Origin of the sequence: Roseateles toxinivorans, from assembly GCF_004362525.1 — a bacterium.
Lineage (GTDB): Bacteria > Pseudomonadota > Gammaproteobacteria > Burkholderiales > Burkholderiaceae_C > Paucibacter > Paucibacter toxinivorans.
This window is the reverse complement of the sequence record NZ_SNXS01000005.1, coordinates 344,179-369,451: the sequence shown is the minus strand read 5'-3', so window position 1 is coordinate 369,451 and position 25,273 is coordinate 344,179. Positions and strand designations below refer to the sequence as shown.

At 67.8% G+C, this 25,273-nt stretch carries 24 protein-coding genes; 16 read left to right on the top strand and 8 right to left on the bottom strand.

Annotated elements, in window-relative coordinates; genetic code table 11:
- The first annotated feature begins 10 nt into the window (after positions 1 to 10).
- The 7 genes from DES47_RS19955 to clsB all read left to right on the top strand — a co-directional run bounded on the left by DES47_RS19955 (position 11) and on the right by clsB (position 6,916).
- A complete protein-coding gene (locus tag DES47_RS19955) occupies positions 11 to 670 on the top strand; it encodes a DUF502 domain-containing protein (RefSeq protein ID WP_133702497.1) in 660 nt (219 codons plus the stop codon).
- Between the two features lie 127 nt (positions 671 to 797).
- Complete coding sequence (gene aspS / locus DES47_RS19950; RefSeq protein WP_133702496.1) at positions 798 to 2,591, top strand: aspartate--tRNA ligase; 1,794 nt, start codon at positions 798 to 800, stop codon at positions 2,589 to 2,591.
- A 16-nt stretch (positions 2,592 to 2,607) separates the two neighbouring features.
- On the top strand, positions 2,608 to 3,741 hold the full coding sequence (locus DES47_RS19945) for a hypothetical protein (protein ID WP_133702495.1): 1,134 nt from the start codon (positions 2,608 to 2,610) through the stop codon (positions 3,739 to 3,741).
- Positions 3,742 to 3,822: 81 nt separating this feature from the next.
- Positions 3,823 to 4,278: a dihydroneopterin triphosphate diphosphatase gene (nudB, locus tag DES47_RS19940; protein WP_133702494.1), complete on the top strand. Its 456-nt coding sequence runs from the start codon at positions 3,823 to 3,825 to the stop codon at positions 4,276 to 4,278.
- A gap of 41 nt (positions 4,279 to 4,319) precedes the next feature.
- The gene (locus DES47_RS19935; protein WP_243748398.1) at positions 4,320 to 4,796 is read left to right on the top strand and encodes a hypothetical protein; all 477 of its coding nucleotides are present in this window, start codon (positions 4,320 to 4,322) and stop codon (positions 4,794 to 4,796) included.
- Between the two features lie 11 nt (positions 4,797 to 4,807).
- Positions 4,808 to 5,617, top strand: coding sequence for an endonuclease/exonuclease/phosphatase family protein (locus tag DES47_RS19930; RefSeq protein ID WP_133702493.1), 810 nt, complete (start codon positions 4,808 to 4,810; stop codon positions 5,615 to 5,617).
- Positions 5,618 to 6,916: a cardiolipin synthase ClsB gene (gene clsB / locus DES47_RS19925; protein ID WP_243748397.1), complete on the top strand. Its 1,299-nt coding sequence runs from the start codon at positions 5,618 to 5,620 to the stop codon at positions 6,914 to 6,916.
- A gap of 92 nt (positions 6,917 to 7,008) precedes the next feature.
- Here clsB and DES47_RS19920 read toward each other — a convergent pair whose 3' ends face one another.
- The 7 genes from DES47_RS19920 to hutU all read right to left on the bottom strand — a co-directional run bounded on the left by DES47_RS19920 (position 7,009) and on the right by hutU (position 16,068).
- A complete protein-coding gene (locus tag DES47_RS19920) occupies positions 7,009 to 8,841 on the bottom strand; it encodes a sensor domain-containing diguanylate cyclase (protein ID WP_133702492.1) in 1,833 nt (610 codons plus the stop codon).
- Complete coding sequence (locus DES47_RS19915) at positions 8,838 to 9,932, bottom strand: ABC transporter substrate-binding protein (protein ID WP_243748396.1); 1,095 nt, start codon at positions 9,930 to 9,932, stop codon at positions 8,838 to 8,840. The genes DES47_RS19920 and DES47_RS19915 overlap by 4 nt, the downstream gene beginning before the upstream one ends.
- A gap of 131 nt (positions 9,933 to 10,063) precedes the next feature.
- Positions 10,064 to 10,843 (bottom strand): ABC transporter ATP-binding protein, encoded by a 780-nt coding sequence (locus tag DES47_RS19910; RefSeq protein ID WP_133702491.1) that lies wholly within the window; start codon positions 10,841 to 10,843, stop codon positions 10,064 to 10,066.
- A 5-nt stretch (positions 10,844 to 10,848) separates the two neighbouring features.
- On the bottom strand, positions 10,849 to 11,628 hold the full coding sequence (locus DES47_RS19905; protein WP_133702490.1) for an ABC transporter permease: 780 nt from the start codon (positions 11,626 to 11,628) through the stop codon (positions 10,849 to 10,851).
- A 109-nt stretch (positions 11,629 to 11,737) separates the two neighbouring features.
- On the bottom strand, positions 11,738 to 12,688 hold the full coding sequence (locus DES47_RS19900; protein ID WP_133702489.1) for an ABC transporter substrate-binding protein: 951 nt from the start codon (positions 12,686 to 12,688) through the stop codon (positions 11,738 to 11,740).
- Between the two features lie 126 nt (positions 12,689 to 12,814).
- Positions 12,815 to 14,362, bottom strand: a complete 1,548-nt coding sequence (hutH, locus tag DES47_RS19895; RefSeq protein ID WP_133702488.1) for a histidine ammonia-lyase — start codon at positions 14,360 to 14,362, stop codon at positions 12,815 to 12,817.
- A gap of 11 nt (positions 14,363 to 14,373) precedes the next feature.
- Positions 14,374 to 16,068 carry a urocanate hydratase gene (gene hutU, locus DES47_RS19890; protein ID WP_133702721.1) on the bottom strand — a complete coding sequence of 565 codons (1,695 nt, stop codon included), beginning with the start codon at positions 16,066 to 16,068 and terminating at the stop codon, positions 14,374 to 14,376.
- A 163-nt stretch (positions 16,069 to 16,231) separates the two neighbouring features.
- On the opposite strand from hutU, the gene hutC reads away from it, so the two are divergent.
- The 8 genes from hutC (at position 16,232) to DES47_RS19850 (ending at position 23,382) form a co-directional block, all read left to right on the top strand.
- The gene (gene hutC, locus DES47_RS19885; RefSeq protein WP_133702487.1) at positions 16,232 to 16,954 is read left to right on the top strand and encodes a histidine utilization repressor; all 723 of its coding nucleotides are present in this window, start codon (positions 16,232 to 16,234) and stop codon (positions 16,952 to 16,954) included.
- Positions 16,951 to 17,535: a HutD/Ves family protein gene (locus DES47_RS19880; protein WP_133702486.1), complete on the top strand. Its 585-nt coding sequence runs from the start codon at positions 16,951 to 16,953 to the stop codon at positions 17,533 to 17,535. Before hutC ends, DES47_RS19880 begins: the two co-directional genes overlap by 4 nt.
- Complete coding sequence (gene hutI / locus DES47_RS19875; RefSeq protein ID WP_133702485.1) at positions 17,532 to 18,776, top strand: imidazolonepropionase; 1,245 nt, start codon at positions 17,532 to 17,534, stop codon at positions 18,774 to 18,776. The genes DES47_RS19880 and hutI overlap by 4 nt, the downstream gene beginning before the upstream one ends.
- Positions 18,773 to 19,570 (top strand): N-formylglutamate deformylase, encoded by a 798-nt coding sequence (hutG, locus tag DES47_RS19870; RefSeq protein ID WP_133702484.1) that lies wholly within the window; start codon positions 18,773 to 18,775, stop codon positions 19,568 to 19,570. The genes hutI and hutG overlap by 4 nt, the downstream gene beginning before the upstream one ends.
- The gene (hutF, locus tag DES47_RS19865) at positions 19,567 to 20,946 is read left to right on the top strand and encodes a formimidoylglutamate deiminase (RefSeq protein ID WP_133702483.1); all 1,380 of its coding nucleotides are present in this window, start codon (positions 19,567 to 19,569) and stop codon (positions 20,944 to 20,946) included. Before hutG ends, hutF begins: the two co-directional genes overlap by 4 nt.
- Positions 20,947 to 21,014: 68 nt before the next feature.
- Positions 21,015 to 21,878 carry a hypothetical protein gene (locus DES47_RS19860; protein WP_133702482.1) on the top strand — a complete coding sequence of 288 codons (864 nt, stop codon included), beginning with the start codon at positions 21,015 to 21,017 and terminating at the stop codon, positions 21,876 to 21,878.
- 9 nt (positions 21,879 to 21,887) lie between these two features.
- Positions 21,888 to 22,481 carry a sigma-70 family RNA polymerase sigma factor gene (locus DES47_RS19855; protein WP_133702481.1) on the top strand — a complete coding sequence of 198 codons (594 nt, stop codon included), beginning with the start codon at positions 21,888 to 21,890 and terminating at the stop codon, positions 22,479 to 22,481.
- Positions 22,474 to 23,382 (top strand): ankyrin repeat domain-containing protein, encoded by a 909-nt coding sequence (locus DES47_RS19850; protein WP_133702480.1) that lies wholly within the window; start codon positions 22,474 to 22,476, stop codon positions 23,380 to 23,382. Before DES47_RS19855 ends, DES47_RS19850 begins: the two co-directional genes overlap by 8 nt.
- A gap of 6 nt (positions 23,383 to 23,388) precedes the next feature.
- Here the strand turns inward: DES47_RS19850 and DES47_RS19845 are convergent, their stop codons facing one another.
- Complete coding sequence (locus DES47_RS19845) at positions 23,389 to 24,189, bottom strand: PEP-CTERM sorting domain-containing protein (protein WP_133702479.1); 801 nt, start codon at positions 24,187 to 24,189, stop codon at positions 23,389 to 23,391.
- A gap of 300 nt (positions 24,190 to 24,489) precedes the next feature.
- On the opposite strand from DES47_RS19845, the gene DES47_RS19840 reads away from it, so the two are divergent.
- On the top strand, positions 24,490 to 25,230 hold the full coding sequence (locus DES47_RS19840; protein ID WP_166652087.1) for a LamG domain-containing protein: 741 nt from the start codon (positions 24,490 to 24,492) through the stop codon (positions 25,228 to 25,230).
- Positions 25,231 to 25,273: the final 43 nt, after the last annotated feature.

Here is a 25,273-nt window from a genome sequence, read left to right as displayed (position 1 = left end):
AAGGATCTTCGTGAAGAAATACATCATCACCGGCCTGCTCGTCTGGCTGCCCCTGGCCATCACCATCTGGGTGCTGCTGTGGGTGCTGGGCCTGATCGACGGTGTGTTTGCCTGGCTGCTGACGGCCACGCAGACCCTGCTGCCGGCCTCGCTGCATGCCAATGTCGAGAGCCTGCGCTCGATCCCGGGCCTGGGCGTGCTGGTGCTGGTCAGCGCGCTGCTGCTGACGGGCATGTTCGTGGCCAATATCTTCGGCCAGTGGTGGTTCCGCCAGCAGGACCGCATCCTGTCGAACACGCCCATCGTCAAGTCGATCTACAGCTCGGTGAAGCAGGTCTCGGACACGCTGTTCTCGAGCAGCGGCAATGCCTTTCGCGAGGCGGTGCTGGTGCAGTACCCGCGCCACGGCTCCTGGACGATTGCCTTCGTCACCGGCAAGCCCAGCGGCGAGGTGGCCCAGCACCTGCAGACCGAGCATGTCAGCCTCTATGTGCCGACCACACCGAACCCGACCTCGGGCTTCTTCCTGATGGTCCCGCGTGCCGAGGTCATTCCGCTGCGCATGAGTGTCGACGCGGCGCTGAAGCACATCATCTCGATGGGTGTGGTGGCGCCGGTCGAGGAGCACCTGGTGCTCGTGCCCGAGGCCGGCCGAAATCAGCCGGGTTGAGCGCCCCGGCAAGTGCTCAACCCTGAAGGCTTTCACAGCCCGCCAGCGCCCCTGATTCACCCTTTTTGAATGCAACGCCCCTGGCCATTGCTCGGCGCTGCCCACGAACCGATTACGGAGAAGTTTGATGAGAACCACTTATGCAGGCCTGGTCAGCGAGAAGCTGATGGACCAAACCGTGACCCTGATGGGCTGGGCCCACCGCCGCCGCGACCATGGCGGCGTGATCTTCATCGACCTGCGCGACCGCGAAGGCATGGTGCAGGTCGTCTGCGATCCCGACCGCGCCGAGATGTTCAAGGTGGCGGAAGACGTGCGCAACGAGTTCTGCCTGAAGATCGTCGGCAAGGTGCGTGCGCGCCCGGCCGGCACCGAGAACGCCAACCTGACCAGCGGCAAGGTCGAGGTGCTGTGCCATGAGCTGGAAGTGCTGAACGCCAGCGTCACGCCCCCGTTCCCGCTGGACGACGAGAACCTGTCGGAAACCACGCGCCTGACGCACCGCGTGCTGGACCTGCGCCGCCCCTACATGCAGCGCAACATGATGCTGCGCTACCGCGTGGCCATGGAGGTGCGCAAGTTCCTCGACGCCAACGGCTTCATCGACATCGAAACGCCGATGCTGACCAAGAGCACGCCCGAGGGCGCGCGCGACTACCTCGTGCCCAGCCGCGTGCATGACGGCATGTTCTTCGCGCTGCCCCAAAGCCCTCAGCTGTTCAAGCAGCTCTTGATGATCGCCGGCTTCGACCGCTACTACCAGATCACCAAGTGCTTCCGCGACGAAGACCTGCGCGCCGACCGCCAGCCCGAGTTCACGCAGATCGATATCGAGACCTCCTTCCTGACCGAGGAAGAGATACGCACGATGTTCGAGGGCATGATCCGCTCGACCTTCGAGCATGCGATCGGCGTCAAGCTGCCGGCCTTCCCGACCATGCTGTATGCCGACGCGATGCGTCTGTACGGCTCGGACAAGCCCGACCTGCGCGTCAAGCTCGAATTCACCGAGCTGACCGACGTGATGGGCGATGTGGACTTCAAGGTCTTCTCGACACCGGCGACGAGCAAGGACGGCCGCGTGGTCGCGCTGCGCATCCCTGGCGGCGGCGAGATGAGCCGTGGCGAGATCGACGGCTACACCGAGTTCGTCAAGATCTATGGCGCCAAGGGCCTGGCCTGGATCAAGGTCAACGACCTGGCCAAGGGCCGCGAAGGCCTGCAGTCGCCCATCGTCAAGAACCTGCATGACGCGGCTATTTGCCAGATCCTGAAGCGCACCGGCGCACAGACCGGCGACCTGATCTTCTTCGGCGCCGACAAGGCCAAGGTCGTCAACGACGCCATCGGCGCGCTGCGCGTCAAGGTCGGCCACAGCGAGTTCGGCAAGGCCCGCGGCCTGGCCCAGGGCGAGTGGGAACCGTTGTGGGTGACCGACTTCCCGATGTTCGAGTACGACGAGGACGGCGACCGCTGGAACGCGGTGCACCACCCGTTCACGGCGCCCAAGGACGGCCACGAAGACTGGCTCGAGACCGATCCGGGCCGCTGCATCTCCAAGGCCTATGACGTGGTGCTTAACGGCATCGAGCTGGGCGGTGGTTCGGTGCGTATCCACCGCGAAGAGGTGCAGAGCAAGGTGTTCCGTGCGCTGAAGATCGACGCGGAAGAAGCACAGCTGAAGTTCGGCTTCCTGCTCGACGCGCTGCAGTACGGTGCGCCCCCGCATGGCGGCATCGCCATCGGCCTGGACCGCTTCGTGATGCTGATGACCGGCGCCGAATCGCTGCGCGACGTGATCGCCTTCCCGAAGACCCAGCGCGCCCAGTGCCTGCTGACCGGCGCACCGAGCAACGTGGATGAAAAGCAGCTGCGCGAGCTGCACATCCGCCTGCGCAACACCGGCGCAACGGCCGCATAACCGCAGCCTGAACCCCATGCCAGCCTCGGGCCGCAACGACAAGCTCCGCTGGGAGCGTGTCGTCATGCGCCATCCCGGGCTGGCCTTGCCGCGCTTGCAGCGGCTGATGCGGGCGCAAGACCCGACCCTGGCGCGGGCGGCGCTGCTTGGTGCCTTCTTCGTGCTGGAGCGCTGGGGCCGTGCCGCCGAGCTGCAGGACGAGCTGCAGGCGGCGCTGGCCGAGGCCCGGCAGAGCTCGGCCCTGGCCGAGGCCGCCGAATTGGCCGAGGCCCAGGGCCGGCTGCACTACCAGCGCGGCGACTATGCCCAGGCCTGCAATGCCTGGAGCCAGACCCTGGACTGGGCCGCCGATGACGCGCGCGCATCCTGCCTGGCCCGCATCGGCCTGGCCCACCTCTGCTATGCCTTCGGCGACTGGGCACGCGGTGGCCGCGTGCTGGAGCAGGCCGAGCGCCACTATCCGCGCCTGGCCACCGACGCTTATCTGCGTGCCAAGATTGCGCTGAATCGCGCGGTGTCGCTGCGCGTCACCCAGGGCCCGCAGGCCGCGCAGCCGATGCTGCAGGAGGCCCTGGCCATGGCCCGCGAGGCCGGCCACCGCGACTATCAGGCCGAGGCGATCTGGCACAGCGCCCGCGGCGCCCGAGACAGCGGCGAGGCGGCGCAGGCACTGGCCCTGGCCCGGCAGGCGCTGGACCTGGCGCAGCGCAGCGGCTACCGCTGGCTGCAGGCCCAGGTGGCCCTGCTGCTCAGCGAGCTGCAGTCGGCCGATGCGGCGCTGGGGTGGGCAGGGCAAGCCCTGGCCCTGGCCGAGGCGCTGCAGTCGCGCGCCCTGCAGGCCTCGGCCCATGGCCGCCTGGCCGAGCTGATGCGCGAGCATGGCGAGCTTGGCCCCAGCTGGCACCACCAGCAGCAGCGCCAGCGCCTGGAAGCCACGCTGAATCAGGGGCAGTTGCCGGCACGGCTGGAGGAGCTGGCACGCTTTGACACCTTGCCCGAGGCCGGGCTGTCGACCAACGCCGCACTTGACCAGGCTATCGCCGATCTGGCCCGCCTGGCCGAAGCGGCGCGAAACATCACCGATCTGCGCGACGGCGAGCAATTGGCCGCGCAGGCCGAGGCCATTGCGCGAAGGCTGCGGCTGCATTGACCCGGATTGCATCCGGGCTACCCGGCTTGCGTAGCCCGGATGAAATCCGGGGCCATCGACGGATTGATATCCTCTTCGCCCATGAACCCGCCGCACCCCTACAAAATCCCCGAATCGGTGCTGGTGGTCATCCACACACCGGACCTGCAGGTGCTGCTGCTTGAGCGCGCCGACCACCCCGGCTACTGGCAGAGCGTGACCGGCTCCAAAGACACATTGGACGAGCCGCTGGCCCTGACCGCCCGCCGCGAGGTGCAGGAGGAAACCGGCATTGCCGACGGCGAACTGCTCGACTGGCAGCTGCGCAACATCTACGAGATCTACCCCCAGTGGCGCCACCGCTATGCGCCCGGCGTGGTGCAGAACACCGAGCATGTGTTCGGCCTGTGCGTGCCCTCGGCCCGCACCGTGACCCTGGCGCCGCGCGAGCACCTGGCGTTCCAGTGGCTGCCCTGGCGCGAGGCGGCCGACCGCTGCTTCTCGCCGTCCAACGCCGAGGCGGTACTGCAGTTGCCGAGGTTTGCCGGGCACCGATGAGGGCTTTTTTCAGCGTGCGCATCGCTGCTATGCTTGCCCGCATGAGCCGTCCCCTTGTGTTTGTCATGGCCCTTGCGCTGTCGGCCTGTGCCGTGCCGAAGACTTCGCGCTTCACCGATGCCGCCTCGACACCGCTGAACGATTTCAATCTGGTGCAGGCCCCCATCCCTCAGGCCCTGATCGACGCGCGCCAGCGCCTCTACAAGCCGCCCGCCGATTCGAGCTGCGCCGCGCTGGCCGCCGAGTTGCGTGGCCTTGATGAGGTGCTTGGGCCGGACCTGGATGCGCCGGCCACCGCCTCGAATCCCGGCCTGGTCGAGCGGGGTGGAGAGTTGATGGGGGACGCCGCCGTGGGCGCGGTGCGCAACACGGCCGAGAGCATCGTGCCCTTCCGCAGCTGGGTGCGCAAGCTGACCGGCGCCGAGCGCTATTCCAAGGACGTGGCGGCGGCGATCGCCGCGGGCGCGGCGCGGCGTTCCTTTCTGCGTGGCCTGGGCAGTGCCCGCGGCTGTAACTGAGCATCACCACCATGCAGCACGCCTTCCGCCATTCGACGCACGCCCACCACCACGCCAGCACCCTGCTCGGGCATCGCCTGCGCGTGGCCACCTACAACATTCACAAGGGCGTGCGCGGCGTGGGCCCGGGCAAGCGACTGGAGATCCACAACCTGGGCCTGGGCATCGAGGCGCTGGACGCCGATATGGTGTTCCTGCAGGAGGTGCGGCACTTCCACCATCAGGAGGCGCGCGAGTTCAAACGCACGCTGCAGGGCTGGCCGGACCAGGGGCAGGCCGACTTTCTGGCGCCCGAGGGCTATGAGGCGGCCTATCGCACCAATGCCGTCACACGCCATGGCGAGCATGGCAATGCGCTGCTGTCGCGCTGGCCGCTGGGTGACATCGGCCACCACGATGTGTCCGACCACCGCTTCGAGCAGCGCGGACTGCTGCATGTGGTGGTCAACTGGCAGGAGCATCAGGTCCATGCCGTGGTGGCCCATCTGGGCCTGATGCATGGCAGCCGCGTGCGCCAGACCAGGTCGCTGGCCGACTATATCGAGCGCGAGATACCACCGGACGCCCTGCTGCTGATCGCCGGCGATTTCAATGACTGGGGCGAGCGCCTGGACGCGCCGATGCGCGAGGCCGGCCTGGAGCGTGCGCAGCCGCCGGGCGGGCGGCGCATTGCCACCTTCCCGTCGCGGGTGCCGCTGTTCTCGCTGGACCGCATCTATATGCGCGGCATGCAATGCGTGGGCATGCATGTGCCGCGCGGCCCGGCCTGGGCGCGCATGTCCGATCACCTGCCTTTGGTGGCCGAGCTGGAGCTGGCTTAATTGACACCCGAGTCCGGACCGGCGGACGAGCCGCAGCACCAACCGCTGTGGCCCAGCCCCTCGGGGCCGGACTTCACCGGCGGCAACGACGTGCGGCTGCTGCGTGGCGGCGATCAGCTGTTCCCGGCGCAGATCGAGGCGATCGCCGCGGCGCGTCATGAGGTCTGGCTGGCCACCTATATCTTTCACAACGACATTGCCGGCGCGCAGCTGGCCCAGGCGCTGCGCGCCGCCTCCTTGCGTGGCGTGCGGGTGCGCATCGTCGTCGATGGCTTCGGCTCCAAGCAAAGCCTGGCCTGGCTGACCGAGCAGCTCGAAGGCAGTGGCGCGGCCTTGGCCGTGTTCCGGCCTATCGACCGCTGGTGGCGCTGGCTGCAGCCGGGCCAGCTGCGCCGCCTGCACCAGAAGCTGTGCGTGGTGGACGGCGAGGTCGGCTTCGTCGGCGGCATCAACATCATCGACGACCGCAACGATCTGAATCACGGCATGTGCGAGCAGGCGCGGCTGGACTTTGCCGTCGGCCTGCGCGGTGCCGCGGTGCAGGCGATCGAGCAGGCCTGCCGCGCGGTCTGGACGCGAGCCTGGCTGGGCCGCGACTTCACCGAGGAGTTGATCGCGATGGTGCGCAGCCCGGCGCCGATTCGCCGTGCGCGCCGCCTGCTCAAGCGCCTGAAGATGCCCGGCGGCAAGTCAGACCTGACCCCCGACGCCTGGCTGCCGCCGATGCGCGCCGCCTTTGTGCTGCGTGACAATCTGCGCCGCCGCCGCACCATCGAGCATGCCTATGTGCACGCGATACGCTCGGCCCGGCACCGGGTGGACCTGATCACGCCGTACTTCTATCCCGGCCATGCCTTCCGCAACGCCCTGCGCGATTCGGCCCGGCGCGGTGTGCAGGTGCGCCTGCTGCTGCAGGGCAAGGTGGACTACCGCATAGCCGGCATGGCCGCCAGCGTGCTGTACGAAGAGCTACTGCGCCATGGCGTGCGCATCTACGAGTACACGCCGGCCTTTCTGCACGCCAAGATCGCCGTGGTCGATGACGACTGGGCCACGGTGGGCAGCTCGAACATCGACCCGCTGTCGCTGCTGCTCAACCTCGAAGCCAATGTGATCGTGCAGGACCCGGGCTTTGCCCGCCAGCTGCGAGAGGAGTTCGATGCCGCACTGGCGGTGTCGCTGGAGGTCGATGCCAAGCACCGGCATCTGCCGGGTTGGCGCGGGGTGCTGCGCCGGGGCCTGGTGGCCTGGGTGGCCTATGTGTATCTGCGGGTGGCGGGGGCTACTGGGAAGTATTGAGGCCCCGGATTGCATCCGGGCTACGTGCGCGTCTGTGGCCCCGGATTGCATCCGGGCTACGCACGCATCCGTAGCCCGGATGCAATCCGGGGTCAGCCCACCTGCACGCGATTGCGCCCCGCCCGCTTGGCCTCATACAGGGCCCGGTCGGCGGCTTCCAGCACCGCGGCGATCTGCTCCTCGGCCGAGTGCTCGGGCATCGAGGGTTCGACGTTCAGGCAGGCCAGGCCTATGCTGACGCTGACGACGCCCAGCGGCGAGTCGCGGTGCGGCAGGGCCAGCTCGACGACGCGGGCGCGCAGCCGTTCGGCATGGGCCGCTGCCATGGCCAGCGACTGGCCGGGCAGCAGCACGGTGAACTCCTCGCCGCCCAGCCGCGCGGGCAGTTCGCCGGCACGGTGAAAGGTGTCGCGCATCAGCTGGGCGATGGTGACCAGGCAGCTGTCGCCCTGGCCATGGCCGTAGCTGTCGTTATAGGCCTTGAAGTGGTCCAGATCGACGCTGACCACGGCCAGCGGCAGGCCGTTGCGCAGTGCCCGCCGTGTTTCCTCCAGCTTGACCTGATCGAAGTGGCGGCGGTTGGCCAGACCGGTCAGCGGGTCGGTGTGCGACAGATGCTGCAGCTCGCGGTGCATATGCTCCATCGTCAGCTGGTCGCGACGGCGGCGCATCGAGTTGAACAGCATGTCGGCGGCCATCTGGGTGAGCTTGTCATTGAGCTCGGCCCAGCGCTGCGGCTGGCCCGACAGTGCCACCATGACGCGCGTGCTGTCGGCGCCACGGTAGGCGCACCAGGCCATTGCACGGGCGCCCTGGCGCTGCATGGCCAGGGCCTGGGCGGGGGTGGCCTCGTCCAGCCCGCGGATGCGGCAGTGGGCCCAGCCCGGCGCCAGTTCGCCGATCAGCCCCGGGGGCAACTCCTGGCCCTCCACCAGCGCCGTCGTGCCGTGGCCCGGGGCCTGGTGCACATAGCGCCACAGCAGCGGTGAGGCGCTGTCCAGCTGCTCGGCCACGGCCAGGTCGCAGCGGGGGATGTGCTCCACCATCTCGCCAAGCGTGTTGCGCATCAGTTCGGCATAGGCGTCCAGCGAGACGGTCATGAAGCGGTTGGAGCTCAGCGACAGTACCTCGAGGTAGCGGGTCATCGCTTGAAGCTCCGCGGTGCGCTGGCGGAAGGCCTGGTCCAGTTCGGCCGCCTGACGTGCCAGCGCCGTCTCGTGGCGGGTGCGCTCGTCGACGTAGTGTGCGATCTCCTTTTGCAGGGTCAGGAAGCCATCGGCCACCAGGTCGATCTCGTCGCGGTGGTCGCGCGCGGGGCGCTGCAGCTGCAGCTCGGGCGGCAGTTTGCCGGGGGCCAGCGCGACGGCGAAACGGGCAATCTGCCCCATCGGCTTGAGCAGCAGGCGGCGCACCATCAAATTGTTGGCCACCCCCAGCACCAGCGTCAGCAGGCCCGAGATCAGGCCCACCTGCAGGGCAGCACGGGCCAGTTGCCAGTGCAGATAGTCCTGGTTGAAGTCAATATGCAGGCGGCCCAGGCTCTGACCCGGGGCGCCAGGGCTGGGCACGGTCAGGGTGACGCCGGCATGGTCGGGGTCCCGGTCATGCGCATCGCGCGGGCCGGCGCGGAACTGCTGGCCGGTGCCGGCCTCCAGCAGCACGTACTGCACCTGGGGCGCGGCGGCAATGTTGTCGAGCAGGCTCTGCACATGCCGGGGCTCGATATCCCACAGGCTGGACGACAGCAGCTGCAGATGGGTCTGTGCGACGCTGTGCATCTGCTCGTCAAAGGCCTTGCGCTCCGCGTGATAGACCCAGCTCATCTGCAGGGCGGCGGCGATCAACGCACACAGCAGCCCCAGCACGACCATGCGGCGGGTCAAGGACTCGGCCAGGGAGCGGAACAGGGGCTCCCGCGACCTCATCGCATCACCTGGCCAAATCTGAAGTCATAGCGCTTGAGCCTCGGATTGAGCACCTTGCTGAACGGCCGGAAGTCTATGCCGCCAAAGCCGTCGCCGAAGCGCTGCAGATAGCGCTCGGCTGTTGGCCGGTCGAACAGGGTGAACATCGGCCGGTCCAGCTCCAGGCCTTCGTCGGCAAAGTCGCGGCCGTGGTGATGGTCATACAGCATCACCAGGGCCCAGGCGCCGGCCATGAAATGGCCACCGGCCAGCGAGCACAGGCGTCCGGCGATGCGCGCCTGCATCGCCTCGGGCGAGGTGTTGATGGCCGAGAACAGCATGTCGCGCCCCGGCGTGCGGCCGAGTTTCTGCGCGGCCTCCATGGCGCCAAAGGCCATCTGGTCGCTGCCGGCCCACAGCAGCCGGGCCTGCGGGTAGCGGGCCAGCAGCCAGCCGGCCTGTTCGGCGGCCTTGTCGCGGCGCCAGTCGGCATAGACGATCTGTTCCAGCCGCACCTTGCCTGCCTGCTCGGCGACCGCGCGCTGCATGCCCTGATTGCGCAGCACCGACACTGGAGTGGACTTGTCGCCCGCTATGGCCAGCAGATGCAGCAGCCCGTCTGTGCCCTGCAGCTTGGCCCGAAGGCCCTGGGCGATCAGGGCCTTGGCGGTCAGGTAGCCGGCCTCCTCGGCATTGGGTTCCAGCGAACCCAGCAGGCGGGGAATCTGGTCTCGCGGCGGACCGACCTGGGCGCGCTCATCGTCCTGCAGACCGCTGAAGGCGGCAAAGCTCTTGATGCCTGCGGTGTCCAGCAGCTGCGCGACCTGCACCAGGGTGCGCTTGTCATTGGTGGCCACCACATAGTCGGGCCGCAGGGCGGCGGGGCGGGCGACGATATCGCGGGCGATCTGCTGCACGCGCAGCGGGTCACGCTCGGCAAAGCGCTGCTCGAAACGGATGTTCAGGCTGTCCGCCGCCGCCTGCATGGCCTGGCCGGCCGCCACCCAATAGGCCTCGTCCGAGCGGCCCGGGTTGATGAAGACCACGCTGAAGGCAAGGGACAGCGGGCTGCACAGGGTCAGCGTCAGGGCGATCAGGGCGCGTATCAGCAACAAATCTCTCCGGCATGGGCGGTTTGACCTGAATTGTCGCCTCGGAACCGCCGGCCATGCGCCGCCGCCGCACCCGCCGGCCCGGCAGGATGTGGCAGTTTGCGCGGCAATGAGGATTTTTGCCGGTTTGATCAGGCCGCGGCGGCCGCCAGCACCTCGGTGCGCAACTGCTCGGTCAGCTCGCCCTTGAGCTCGGCAAAGGCCGGCTGGGTCTTGATCCGGTAGTGGCGGGGGTGCTCGAAGGGCACGGCCAGATCGCTCTTGATGCGGCCCGGCCGGGCGCTCATTACCACCACCCGCGAGCCCATGAAGATGGCCTCGTCGATGTCGTGGGTGACGAACAGCACGGTTTTGCGCTCACTCTCCCAGATGCCCAGCAGCAGCTCCTGCATCAGCTCGCGGGTCTGGTGGTCGAGCGCGCCAAAAGGCTCGTCCATCAGCAGCATGCGCGGCTGATTGGCCAGGGCCCGGGCCAGCGCCGTGCGCTGCTGCATGCCGCCCGACAGCTGCTTCGGAAAGTGCTTGGCGAACTTCTGCAGCCCGACCTTGGCCAGAAAACCCTGGGCCAGCTCGATCTGCTGCCCTCGCGCCATGCCGCGCTCGCGCAGGCCGAAGCAGACGTTGTCCAGCACCGTCAGCCAGGGGAACAGGGTGTAGCTCTGGAACACCATGCCGCGGTCGGCACCGGGCGCGGTGACCGGCTTGCCGTCGAGCAAGACCTGACCCCCGCTGGGCTCGTCCAGGCCGGCGACGATGCGCAGCAGCGTCGATTTGCCGCAGCCCGAGGGGCCGAGGATGGTGACGAAGTCGTTCTCGGCCACGTCCAGATCGGTGGCCTGCAGCGCGACGGTGCTGCCCTGGGTGGGGGTGTGGAAGGTGCGCGAAACACCGCGTACGGACAGTATGTTCATGGAGTTCATCGTCCCAACTGAGCCCAGGGAAACAGCGCGCGATTCGCGGCCTTGAAGGCGTAGTCGCTGACCAGGCCGATCAGCCCGATGACGATGATGCCGAAGATGATCTGGTCGGTGGCCAGCAGCGCCTGGCTGTCGGTGATCATGTGGCCGATGCCGCTGGAGGCGCCAATCAGCTCGGCGACGATCACATAGGTCCAGGCCCAGCCCAGCACCATGCGCAGGATCTCGGCGATCTCGGGCGCGGCGCCGGGCAGCAGCACGCGCTTGAGCAGGCCGGTGTGCGAGCAGCCGAGCGTGTAGGCCGCCTCGACCAGGTCGCGCCGCGTGTTGCCCACGGTCACGGCAATCATCAGCACCAGCTGAAAGAAGGAGCCGATGAAGATCACCGCCAGCTTCTGCGTCTCGCCAATGCCCACCCACAGCATCAGCAGCGGTATGAAGGCCGAGGCCGGCAGGTAGCGGGCGAACGAGACAAAGGGTTCGAAGAAGGCCTCGACGGGCTTGTAGGCCCCCATCAGCACGCCCAGCGGCAGGGCCAGCAGGGCGGCGATGACGAAGCCGCCGAGCACGCGCCAGACGGTCATGCCGATGTCGGTGGCAAAGCCCATTTCCGTCAGCAGCACCCAGCCGGACTTGAGCATGCTGATCGGGTCGGCCAGAAAGGTCTTGCTGACATAGCCGCCCATCGTCACCGCGGCCCAGACCGCGGTGAACAGGACGAAGAAGGCGATGCCCAGCAGCAGGCGGGCCTGCGGGGAGACGGGGTGCAGTGGTTTCATCGGCGATGGGTATGCAGTAGCCCGGATGCAATCCGGGGTTTGTCAGAGGTCGGCCCCGGATTGCATCCGGGCTACGAACCCGGATGCAATCCGGGGCCCGAACCGCAACCTACTTGATGAAGCGCGTATCCGCCAGCTTGGACAGGTCCGGTATCGCCTTGATGATGCCCACTTCCAGCAGCAGATCGGCCGCCTCCTTGCTGAACTGGGCATGCTCGCCGGCGAAGAACTTCTGGTTCGCCGCGCGGTCCTGCCAGCGCAGATAGGCCTGACTCTTCTCGAAGGCCTCGCCGGTCTGCTTGACGTCGGCGCCCATGATCTCGAAGCTCTTCTTGGGCTCTTTCTGGATCATCTCCAGCGCCTCGAAGTAGCTGTCGGCCAGGGCCTTGGCGGCCTTGGGGTTCTCGGCCAGGAATTTGGGCGTGCAGCCGAAGGTGTCCATCACCATCGGGTAGTCCAGGGTCGTGGCGATGATCTTGCCGGCCTCGGGCTTGGCGCGCACGCCGCTCAGATAGGGCTCATAGGTCATGCCCGCGTCCAGATCGGCATTGCCGGCCAGGAAGGCATTGGCGGCGGCCTGCGGCTCCAGATTGACGACCTTGACGTCCTTCACCGACAGGCCGTTCTTCTTCAACATCCAGGCCAGACCGAAGTAGGGTGCTGTGCCGGGCGCGCTGGCGGCCACGGTCTTGCCCTTGAGGTCGCTGATCTTGGCAATCGAGGGCTTGACGATCATGCCGTCGGCGCCATAGCTCTTGTCGAGCTGGAAGATCTGTGTGGTGGCCACGCCGTTGGCGTTCCAGACCACCCAGGTCTCGACCGTCGTGGCTGCGCACTGCACGTCCCCCGAGGCGATGGCCAGGTGGCGATCCTTCTGCGGGATCTTCTTGATCGCCACATCCAGCCCGTTCTTCTTGAAGATGCCTGTTTCGCGAGCCAGCGTCAGCGGGGCAAAGCCGGTCCAGCCGGAGATGCCGACGGCCAGCTTGACTTCCTGGGCCTGGGCGGCGGCGCTGCACAGGGCGGTGGCGGCGAGGGCGGTGATCAACAGCTTCTTCATTGGTGAAATCTCCTTGGATGGGGTGAGACGGCAATCATTGGCCATGGCGGCGCATTTGTCGATTCGGGAGAAACGCAGGGAGTAGAAAAAAGCCGGCATCGCGCCGGCTTCGTGTTGCAGGGCCGCTCAGGGCAGCACCACCAGGCTACCCGTCTCTCGCACGATCTGTGCCAGCTCTGCGCCGCCGACCAGCTCGGTGGCGGCCGCTATGCTGGGCGCCAGATAGTGGTCGGTGGGCATCGGGGGGCAGGTCTTGCGCACCAGGGCGTGCACCTGTTCCAGCGCGGCCGAGCTTTGCAGCGGGCGCAGGAACTCTATGCCCTGGCTGGCGGCCAAGAGCTCGATGCCGATGATGTGCGAGGTGTTGTCCAGCATCTGGCCGAGGCGCCGTGCACCAAAAGTGGCCATCGACACATGGTCTTCCTGGTTGGCGCTGGTGGGCAGGCTGTCCACACTGGCCGGATGGGCCAAGGACTTGTTCTCGCTGGCCAGGGCCGCCGCCGTGACGTGCGCAATCATGAAGCCCGAGTTCAGGCCGGCGTTGGCGGTCAGGAAGGGGGGCAGGCGCGACACCGAGGCGTCGATCAGCATCGCGATGCGGCGCTCGGCAATGGCGCCCACCTCGGCGATGGCGCAGGCCAGCGCGTCGGCGGCCAGGGCCACCGGCTCGGCGTGGAAGTTGCCGCCGCTGACCATATAGCTCGTGCCGTCGGTGTTGGCAAAGACCAGCGGGTTGTCGGTCACCGCATTGGCCTCGCGCAGCAGCACGTCGCGCACATAGCGGGACTGGTCCAGGCAGGCGCCCATCACCTGCGGCTGGCAGCGCAGGCAGTAGGGGTCCTGCACGCGCTCGTCGCCCTCCTTGTGCGACTCGCGGATGGCGCTGCCGGCCAGGATCTGGCGGTAGGCGCGGGCGGCCTCGATCTGGCCGGGTTGGCCGCGCACCTGGTGGATGCGGTCGTCGAAGGGGCCGTCGCTGCCCCGTGCGGCGTCGAGTGACAGCGCGCCGCTGACGATGGCCGCGGCATACACCAGCTCATAGCGCAGCAGACCCTCCAGTGCCAGCGCCGTGCTGGTCTGCGTGCCGTTGATCAGCGCCAGGCCTTCCTTGGCCTGCAGCACCAGCGGCTCGATGCCGTGCTTCTGCAGCTCGGCCAGCGCCGGCTTGCGTTGGCCGTCGACCAGCATCTCGCCTTCGCCCAGCAGGGCCAAGGTCATGTGCGACAGCGGCGCCAGATCGCCCGATGCGCCCACCGAGCCCTGTGCCGGCACATAGGGCACCAGGCCTGCGTTGAACACATCGAGCAGGCACTGCACGACGGTCTCGCGCACGCCGGAGTGGCCGCGGGCCAGCGAGGCCGCCTTGGTGGCCAGCATCAAACGCACCACACCGGGCTGCAGCGGTGCACCGACGCCGACGCTGTGCGAGCGGATCAGGTTGAACTGCAGGGTGGCCAGCTCTTCCTTGCTGATGCGTTTGGAGGCCAGCTTGCCGAAGCCGGTGTTGACGCCATAGACCGGCGCGTCACCGGCGGCCGCGGCCTGCACCACGGCGGCGCTGCGGCGGATGATCTCGGCGGCGCTGGCGTGCAGCTTGAGTTGCACGCCGCCTTCGCGGATGGCGCGCAACTGGTCCAGCGTCAGCGCGCCGGGGGTGATTTGCAGTTCGGTCATCTTGGTCTCGTTCAACGGTTCACCATGGGCAGGTTCAGGCCGCGTTCGGCAGCGCACTTTTCGGCGATCTCGTAGCCGGCATCGGCATGGCGCATCACGCCGGTGCCGGGGTCGTTCCACAGCACACGGCCGATGCGCTTGGCGGCCTCGTCGGTGCCGTCGCAGACGATGACCACGCCGCTGTGCTGGGAAAAGCCCATGCCGACGCCGCCGCCATGGTGCAGGCTGACCCAGGTGGCGCCGCCGGCGGTGTTCAACAGCGCGTTGAGCAGCGGCCAGTCGGAGACGGCGTCGGAGCCATCCTTCATGCTTTCCGTCTCGCGATTCGGGCTGGCCACCGAGCCCGAATCCAGATGGTCGCGGCCGATCACGATGGGCGCCTTCAGCTCGCCGCTCTTGACCATCTCGTTGAAGGCCAGGCCGGCGATATGGCGCTCGCCCAGGCCCAGCCAGCAGATGCGCGCCGGCAGGCCCTGGAAGCTGATGCGCTCCTTGGCCATGTCCAGCCAGCGGTGCACATGGGCATGGTGGGGGAACAGTTCCTTGATCTTGGCGTCGGTCTTGTAGATGTCTTCCGGGTCACCGGACAGGGCCACCCAGCGGAACGGGCCCTTGCCCTCGCAGAACAGCGGGCGGATGTAGGCGGGCACGAAGCCGGGGAAGTCGAAGGCGTTCTTCACGCCCTGGTCGAGTGCCACCTGGCGGATGTTGTTGCCGTAGTCCACCGTGGCAATGCCCATGGACTGAAAGTCCAGCATCGCCTGCACGTGCACCGCGCAGCCCTGTGCGGCAGCGGCCGTCAGCCTGGCATGCTGGCTGGCATCGGCGGCGGCGGCCTTCCACTGCTCGACGGTCCAGCCTACCGGCAGATAGCCGTTGATCAGGTCGTGGGCCGAGGTCTGGTCGGTCACCAGATCGGGCTTGATCGCGGTGCCGGCCTTGCAGCGGGCGGCCAATGCCGGCAGGATCTCGGCGGCATTGCCCAGCAGGGCGATCGACACGGCCTTCTTCTCGGCGGTGTACTTGGCGATGCGGGCCAGCGCGTCGTCCAGATCGGTGGCCTGTTCGTCGACATAGCGGGTCTTCAGGCGGAAGTCGATGCGCGACTGCTGGCACTCGATGTTCAGCGACACGGCGCCGGCGAAGGTGGCGGCCAAGGGCTGGGCGCCGCCCATGCCGCCCAGGCCCGCGGTGAGTATCCAGCGCCCGACCATGTCGCCACCAAAGTGCTGGCGCCCGGCCTCGGCAAATGTTTCGTAGGTGCCCTGGACGATGCCCTGCGAGCCGATATAGATCCAGCTGCCGGCGGTCATCTGGCCGTACATCATCAGGCCCTTGCGGTCCAGCTCGTTGAAATGCTCCCAGGTCGCCCAGTGCGGCACCAGATTGGAGTTGGCGATCAGCACGCGGGGGGCGTCGGCATGGGTGCGGAACACGCCCACCGGCTTGCCGGACTGCACCAGCAGCGTTTCATCGGCTTCCAGGTTCTTCAGCGCCTTCAGGATGGCCTCGAAGCAGTCCCAGTTGCGGGCGGCCTTGCCGATGCCGCCATAGACGACCAGCGCGTCGGGGTTCTCGGCCACCTCGGGGTCGAGATTGTTCTGCAGCATGCGGAAGGCGGCTTCGCTGAGCCAGTTCTTGCATGTCAGCGCGCTGCCGGTGGGGGCGCGGACGACGCGGGGCTGGGCATGGCTGGGGGTGGACATATCGGGCATGGTGGGCTCCTGAACAAGGGGCGGTGACGGATCTGCGGTCATTGCCCCGGATTGCATCCGGGCTACGTCCTGGTTCGTAGCCCGGATGCAATCCGGGATGGAATGGAGGCGAATGTACTTGTCTATACAAGTGCAGTCAAGTACGATCCCGGCCATGCCGAAAAAAACTTCTGCCGGCCCCGAGCCGCAGTATCTGAAGGTCAAGAATCATCTGCGCGAAGGCATCAGCTCGGGGCTCTGGCGGCCCGGCGACCTGATGCCGTCGGAGGCCGAGCTGGTGGAGCAATTCCAGGTCAGCCGCATGACGGTGAACCGCGCGCTGCGCGAGCTGACGGCCGACGGCCTGGTGCAGCGTATGCAGGGCGTGGGCACCTTTGTGGCCCAGCTGCACCGCATCGCCTCGACCCTGACCGTGCGCGATCTGCACGACGAGATCGCCGAGCGGGGCCATCAGCATGAGGCTCGGGTGCACCGGCTGGAGCGCATCAAGGCGACCACCGAGCAGGCGGCGGCCTTCGGCCTGAAAGCCGGCGCGGCGCTGTTCCATTCGGTCATCGTGCATCTGGAGAACAGCGTCGCCATCCAGTGCGAAGACCGTCTGGTCAACCCGGCCTGCGCGCCCGACTATCTGGGCCTGGATTTCACCCGGACCACGCCCACCCACTATCTGCTGGACGTGGCGCCGCTGAGCGAAGCGCGCTACACCATCGAGGCGCTGCTGCCGACGCCCGAGGAGGCCGCACTGCTGGAGATCGGCCGGCGCGATCCCTGCCTGGTCGTCAAGCGCCGCACCTTCAGCCGCGGCCAGACGGTGACCACCGTGCGCCTCGTGCATCCGGGCTCGCGCTATTTTCTGGAAGGGCGGTTTCAGCCATGAATCTGCATATCGTTTCAACACAGAACACCGAGGCGACGCGCTGGAAGAACGGCGGCGGCTGGACCCGCGAGCTGCTGGCCTGGCCGCGGCCCGAGGCCTGGGCACTGCGCATCAGCGTGGCCGATATCGAAGCCGACGGACCGTTTTCATCGTTCCCCGACATCGACCGCTTCTTCGCCGTGCTCAGCGGCGAGGGCGTGATGCTGAACATCGACGGTGCCGGGCAGGAGCTCAATGGCTACAGCCCGCTGCTGGCCTTTGCCGGCGAGTCGGCCACCGATTGCCGGCTGGTCGGCGGCGCCACGCGCGATTTCAATCTGATGGTCAGGCGCAGCCTGGCCAGGGTGCATGTCTGGCCTGCCAAGGAAGCCGCCGTGGGCTGGCCACAGGCCGACTGGACCGGGCTGTTCATGCAGGCCGGCGGCCATGTGCGCGAGCCGGGCGGCGCCTGGTTGGACGTGCCACCGCTGAGCCTGGTCTGGAGCAGCACGATCACAAACTGGCAGGCCGAGCTGACCGACCCGGCTGCGCGCGGCTGGTGGATGCAAGTCAGCCTGAACTCAACGGAGACTTCTGCATGACGACGACCTTGTGGCGCAATGCGCGCCTGGCCACGATGGCTGGAGATCAGCCCTGGGGGTGGATAGAGAACGGCGCCCTGGTCGCCGAAGACGAGCGCATTGTCTGGGTCGGTGCCGAGGCCGATCTGCCGCCGGAACTGAAGCGGGCCACCGGCACCGTCACCGACCTGGGCGGCGCCTGCGTCACGCCGGGCCTGATCGATTGCCACACCCATCTGGTCTATGGCGGCATGCGCTCCCGCGAGTTCGAGCTGCGGCTGCAGGGCGCCAGCTACGAAGAGATCGCCCGCGCCGGTGGTGGCATCCGCTCCACCGTGGCGGCGACCCGTGCCGCCAGCGAGGACGAGCTGTATGCCTTGGCGCTGAAGCGCCTGCAGCCGCTGCTGGCCGAGGGCGTGACGACGATAGAGATCAAGTCCGGCTACGGCCTGAACCTGGAGACCGAAGCTCGCTGCCTGCACGTGGCCCGCCATCTGCAGCTGACTCAGCCTGTGACGGTGCGCACCACCTTCCTTGGAGCGCACGCCGTGCCGCCCGAGTTCGAAGGCCGGCAGCCGGATTACGTCGATGCCGTCTGCGCATGGATGCCGGCGCTGAAGGCCCAGGGTCTGGTCGATGCCGTCGATGCCTTCTGCGAGGGCATAGGCTTCACGCCGGCACAGACGCGCCAGGTGTTCGAGGCGGCTCGCGCGCTTGAGCTGCCGGTCAAGCTCCATGCCGAGCAGCTCAGCGACCAGGGCGGCACGCAGCTGGCCTGCGAGTTCGGTGCGCTGTCCTGCGACCATCTGGAGCATCTGTCGCCCGAGGGCGTGGCGGCGATGGCCCGCAGTGGCACGGTGGCCGTGCTCCTGCCTGGCGCCTACTACTTCCTGCGCGAGACCAAGTTGCCGCCGATTGCCGCCTTGCGCGAGGCTGGCGTGCCGATGGCGCTTTCGACCGACCACAACCCCGGCACCTCGCCGACCTTGTCGCTGCTGCTGATGCTGAACATGGCTTGCACGCTGTTCCGGCTGACGCCCGAGGAGGCGCTGCGCGGCGTCACGGTACATGCCGCCCAGGCGCTGGGCCTGGCCGGGGAGGTGGGTGTGCTGCAGGCCGGCGCACGCGCCGACTTCTGCGTCTGGGACATTGCCCACCCGAACGAGCTGGCCTATTTCTTCGGCCGCAATCCGCTGCTGCAGGTGGTGCGAGGAGGCCAGGTGACCGCTGTCTTTTCCGATCCTCAAGGAGTTGCCGCATGAGCGACGTATTCACCCTCCATCCCGGCAGCGCGCCGCTGCTGGTCAGCATGCCCCATGTCGGCACCTTGATCCCCGACGAGCTGCGCGGCCGCTACCAGCCTCGCGCGCTGGCGACCGAAGACACCGACTGGCACCTCGAGCGCCTCTATGGCTTTGCCGCTGAGCTGGGCGCCAGCGTGATCGTGCCGAACTACTCACGCTATGTGATCGACCTGAACCGCCCGCCCGAGGACACGCCGATGTACCCCGGCGCCTCGAACACCGAGCTGTGCCCGACCCGCTTCTTCACCGGTGATCCGCTGTACCTGGACGGCCAGGTGCCCGATGCCGATGAGAAGATGCGCCGCCGCGAGCGCTTCTGGCAGCCCTACCACCAGGCGCTGCAGGGTGAGCTGCACCGGCTGCGCGTCGCCCATGGCCATGTGGTGCTGTTCGATGCGCACAGCATCAAGAGCGTGCTGCCCTGGTTGTTCGAAGGCAAGCTGCCCGACCTGAACCTGGGCACGGCCGATGGCCGCAGCTGCGATGCGGGCCTGACCGCGCAACTGGCCGCCGTGCTGGCCGGGCAGGGCGACTACACCACGATAGTCAACGGTCGCTTCAAGGGCGGCTACATCACGCGCCACTACGGTCAGCCCGAGCAGGGCATCCACACGGTACAGCTTGAGATGTGCTGGAGCACCTATATGCAGGAGCAGGCACCCTATGCCTACGACGAGGCGATCGCAGCGCGCGTGCAGCCGCTGCTGAAGCGCCTGCTGGAGACGATGGTGAACTGGAAACCCGCGGTATGAGTGCGGCCGTCGCCTATTGGGCGCCACTGGCCTGGATAGACGGCCAATGGCAGCGCCGCGTGCTGATGGAGGCTGATGGCCAGGGCCGCTGGCTGGCCTTCACGCCCGAGGTCGAGGCACCGGCGCAGGCGCAGCGCTTGCAGGGGCCGGTGTTGCCCAGCCTGGTCGATGCCCACAGCCATGCCTTCCAGCGCGCCTTCGCCGGTTTGGCCGAGCGGCGCGACAGCGCCAGCGACGACTTCTGGTCCTGGCGGGATCGGATGTATGGCTGCGCGCTGCGCGTCACGCCCGAGCAGCTGCGCGCCATCGCCGCCCAGCTCTATCTGGAGCTGCTGCGTGGCGGCTACACACAGGTCTGCGAGTTCCACTATCTGCAGCACCAGCCCGATGGCGCGGCCTACCCTGATGAGCTGGCCATGAGCTGGGCGCTGGCCGATGCCGCGGCCGATGCCGGCCTGGGCCTGACGATGCTGCCCGTGCTCTACGCCCATGCCGGATTCACCCAGATCGGCCTGCGCGAGGACCAGAGCCGCTTCGCCACCGACGCGGCCTGGATCTGGCGCGCCAGCTGTGCGCTCAACGCGGCCGGCCGGCCGCTGCTGAATGCCGGTGTGGCCCTGCATTCGCTGCGCGCCGCCCACGCCGAAGACATCCGCGAGCTGCAGGCCCTGGTCGGCGATGCGTCAGTGCCCATCCACATCCACATCAGCGAGCAGCAGCAGGAGGTGCGCGACTGCCTGGCTGCCACCGGCCAGCGGCCGATGCAATGGCTGTGCAATGCCTTCGCCCCCGATGCGCGCTGGCAATTGGTGCATGCCACGCACAGCACGCCCGAGGAGATCGCAGCCGTGGCAGCCGCTGGCGCCGGCGTCGTGATCTGCCCCGGCACAGAGGGCAATCTCGGCGACGGCCTGTGCGACCTGCGCGGCTGGCTGGAGGCCGGTGTGTCGGTGAGCCTGGGCTCGGACAGCCATGTCACCCGCGGCTGGGTCGAAGAGCTGCGCTGGCTGGAGTATGGCCAGCGCCTGGGCCTGCAGCAGCGCAATGTCGCCGCCGCACCGGGCCGCGAACCGTCGACGGCCGCACGCCTGTTCGAAGCCTCGCGAGCGGGCAGCGCCGCGCCGGCGGGCTTTGCCAGTTGGGGCCTGACCACTGGTGCCCGCGCCGACTTCCTGGTGCTGGACACCCAGCACAGCGGCCTGCTGGGCATGCCCGCCAGCCATCTGCTCGATGCTCTGGTGTTCGCATCGCAGGGCGAGGCGATCAGCGATGTGTTCGTGGCCGGACGGCAGGTGCTGGCCGGGGGCCGGCATCTGGATCAAGACCGCATCAACGGTGACTTTGCGCAGGCGATGAAAGATTTGTGGGGCGAGTGAACGTGTTTTAACCCCGTTCGGCAACAGCCTGCGTACAAGCACAGGTCAGCCACTCAAACGGGGTCATCATGCGCACCACCACCTCATCGATTCAACCGGCCCGCCGCCGCTTTACTGTCTCGGCCCTCGGTCTCGCCGGCCTGCTGCTGGCAGGCTGCAGCGCCCCGGCGCTGGCCCAGGAGAATCTGGTCTCGCTGGAAGTCTTCGACCGCGACGCCGATCAGCTGTTGCCGGTCTATGCCAAAGACCAACGCCAGTACGTCGCCGGCCGGCCCGGCGCCCGCTATGCGCTGCGCCTGCGCAATCTGACTGGCGGGCGGGTGCTGGCCGTGCTGTCGGTGGACGGCATCAACGTCATTTCGGGGCAGACGGCTGGCTGGGCACAGACCGGTTATGTGCTGGCGCCCTATGAGAGCTATGACATCCGCGGCTGGCGCAAGAGCGATGCCGAGGTGGCGGCCTTCCAGTTCGCGGCCATCACGCAGTCCTATGCGGCGCAGACCGGCCGGCCCGGCCATGTGGGCGTGATCGGCGTGGCCGCTTTTCGCGAGAAGGCGGTGCCGCCGCCGGTGATCGAATCGCCGCCGCTGCTCAGGTCCGATGCCGAGGCGCGGGATCGCGCCGCGCCGGCACCCTCGGCAGCACCGATGGCCGGTGCCACCGCGATGCAGGAGAAGTCCGCGCCGCGCCAGGAGGCCGCGGCCAAGCTGGGCACGGCCCATGGCGAGCGCGAGACCTCCTACACCAGCCACACCCGCTTCGAGCGGGCCAGCAGCCGCCCGCAGAGCGTGGTTCAGCTCGAGTACGACAGCCTGGATCGCCTGGTGGCCGCCGGCATCGTGCCGTCGCGCTGGGCGCAGATCCGGCCCAGCCGGCCCCGGCCCTTTCCGGTGAGTGACAACGGCTATGTGCCGGATCCACCGAGCCGCTAGCATCGGCTCATGCCAGCCCCGTCGTCACAGCCAACCGACGCCCAACTGCTCGCCGCCTATCTGGGCGGGGATCAGCAGGCCTTCGCCCGGCTGTACGACCGCCATGACCGCCAGGTCTTCGGCTTCATCGGCAGATTGCTGGGGCGCGACGCGGTGAACCTTGCGGAGGATCTGCATCAGGACTGCTGGGTCGCGGTGGCCAGGAGTGCGGCGTCCTTCGACGCCGGCAAGGCACGCTTCGTCACCTGGCTGTTCACGATCGCCCGCAACAAGGTCATGGACCACTTCCGTGCCGACAAGTCTGCAGCCGAGCAACGCGCCGATGACCTCGGCCTCAGCCTGGCCGACTTCTCCGACACGCTGTCGCGCCTGCCCGAGCGGGTGCTGGAGAGCCGCCAGCTGTCCGACGAACTGCTGCGCGCCGTGGAGGCCCTGCCCGAGGCGCAGCGCGAGACCTTTGTGCTGTTTGCGCAGATGGATCTCAGCCTGAACGAGGTGGCCGGCATCACCGGCGTCGGCCTGGAGACGGCCAAGAGCCGGTTGCGCTATGCCCGCGAGGCCCTGCGGGCCGATCTGAGAGCGTGGAGGCCCCAGCATGTCTGAACCTGAAGTGACCGAAGTCCTGCCGGGCCCGCTGGAGCGGGCCTACCGCCAGGCGCTGGAGACCGAAGCCGGGCTCGATGACGCCGATCGTCGACGCCGCCGCGGCGCCGTGCTGGCCGAGGTGGCGGCCCTCGAGACGGCCCGGCGCCAGGAGCGCATATCGGCGCCCGCTGCCAACCGGCCCTTGTGGTTGATGCTGGGCGGCTCGGCCCTGGCCCTGGTGTTGTCGGCCGGCCTGGTCTGGCAGCTGGGCCTGGACCGGGATGCTGAACCGCTGGCCGGGGCATCGATGGATGGTGCGAAGGTGGCGGCAGCGCCCACGCCTGCGCCGGAGGCTGTGCAGGCGCCCCGGCCGGTGGTTGAGGCAAGTCCGCCTCGCGCCGCCGCCCGCTCCGACTCAAGGGCCAAGACTCAAGCCCCCGAAGTGCTGGCAGCCGCGCCGCCGGTCGCAGAGCTTGAACCAGCACCCGCTGCGCCGGCCGACGTCACGGTTGCTCAGGCGCCGGCACCCGCGACGGCAGCACCAACGCGCGACCTGGCCCCAGCGCCCGCTGCGCCGACGGCTGCCATGCGCCGAAGAGCCGAGACGCTGGCCGTGCCCTCCGGCGCTGCTGCGTTGCAAGCGCCGCCGGAGCCCAGCTGGGTGGCGCTGATACGCAGCGACGACCGTGCCGGGCTGCGCGCCGCCCTGGAGGCCGGCCTCGAAGTCGACGCCACCGATGCGCTGGGCCGTACGCCGCTGATGCATGCCGCCATCGAAGCCCGCCCCGAGCTGATCACCGAGCTGCTGGCCCGTTCCGCTTCACGCACGCGGGTGGATAGGCTGGGCCTGACGGCCGAGGCGTATGCCGCCCGTTCGCCGGACGCCAGGGTCAGGGCGGCGCTGGGTGAAGGGCGCTGAGCTGCCTCAGTCGCGTCCGAGACATGCCTTGCGGCAACAGGCGATGCCGAGCAAGCCAAGCCCCCAAAGCCAGGCTGATGCGGGTTCAGGCACCGGCGCCGAAAAAGCCTCGGCTACAAGTACCGTGCCATCGTTTGACAGGCTGTACTGCTCACCCGCGGCCAGCGTGACCTCGAAGCTGGGATTGTTGACGGTGTCGTTGACAAAGTCCCACCAACCCTCAGCGCCAACGCCTGCTGCGACGGTTCTGTCACGATCGAAAAAGATCTTCTCGACATGGGTCCCTGAAGAGCCCTGGCCGCTGAACTTCAGGCGGTAGTTCACGCGGGCCCAGTCGAGCGGGCCGGTGGCCGTCACATCGGACACCACCGTGGCAGACGACTCGATGCGCACGGTCTTTGCCGCCGCGCTGGTATTGCTCAGCACAGCGAACACCGAGCCTTCCAGACTGTGGCGCACATATGCATACGATTCGGGCGGCGACGTGGCAATTGATTCGGCGAAAAAGTTTGCCGTGAAGTCCTGGCCTGCGCCGCCAACGGCCGCCGGCGCCCACCTCTCGTTATGAACGCCGTAGCCCCAATTGACGTGCGACGTCGACAGTTCAAGAAAACTCAATTCAACCCCGGGCACCGTCTCGATATGAAACTTCACAACGGCCTCGACAGTCGCTTGGGCATAGGCCGCCGCCGGTGCGGGCTGGGCCATCAGCGCCGCCATCAGGCACAGGCCAATCAAATTGACCGGGCAGCTGGCCAAGGCGGCTGACTTCTGAAGCCAGTTCTTGGCCCCGCAGGATCGACTCATCGCATGCTCCATTGATCGACCCAGCAGTCTGTCGCGGCAGTACCGACTGCCGATTGCGCGAGGTCAAAAGAGTTGACGGATCGGCGACCCCGTTCGGGTGACCGCATTGCGGCCCATGCAGGCGACTCGGAAGGCTCTCTGCGCAAGAGCTTGGGTCAGGGCGAGTTGTACGGCCCAGCACCAGCCATAGCATGAAAGCGCAGCCGCAGATCGGCCGCCAGCAGGGCGAGAAATCCGTGGCATCCGCTGCAGGAACGCAGTAGCCTTGAGCCTGGCGGCAAACCCGAGATGGAGAACTCCATGGTCAACCTTAGTCAAACCTGCCTTCGCGCACTGACCTTGAGCGCGGCGCTGGCCGCAGGTGGTTCGGCGCAGGCGGCAATGCTCTTCCACCATTACGACTTCAGTACCGGCGTGATCGATCTGGTCGGCACCGCCGACGGCACGCTGATCGATAACGCCCATGTGGCTGGCGGCCAGTTGGTGCTGGACGGCAACGGCGACTATGTCCAGTTCGCCAACCACCTGATCCCGATCGCCGGCAGCTACTCGGTTGCGCTGTTCGGCCAGCGCAATCTCGATCAGGGCACTTTCACCGAGATGATTTCGCAGGGCTATTCAGGCGGCCCGGGCCACTATATCGGGACCGACCAGGGCGGAAATATCCGGGCGGGCGACCAGTGGGTCGCAACCGGTGTGCCCTTTGGCCCCGTCGGCAGCCTTACCCATTACGCCCTGGTCGTCGACGCGAGTGGAGGCGGTTCGACCCGGCTGTTCGTCAACGGCTTGAACGTGGCCAGCCTGCCGTTTGCGATCGTCAGCACACCTCTTGGGTCGGACACCCGCCTCGGCGCGCAATTCGCGCCATACGGCGAATTCTTCAACGGCGTGATCGACGATGTGCGCATCTACGACGGAGCGCTGACGCCGCTCGAGGTGGCTCAGCTGGCGACGCCAGTGCCTGAGCCGGGCACCTGGGCCATGCTGAGTCTTGGCCTCGCCTTGTCGGGCATCGTGCTGCGCTCCCGCCGCCCGACCTGAAGCCGGCCTGTATGGGCGGGCAATAGGGCAAGAGGCCAAGGGT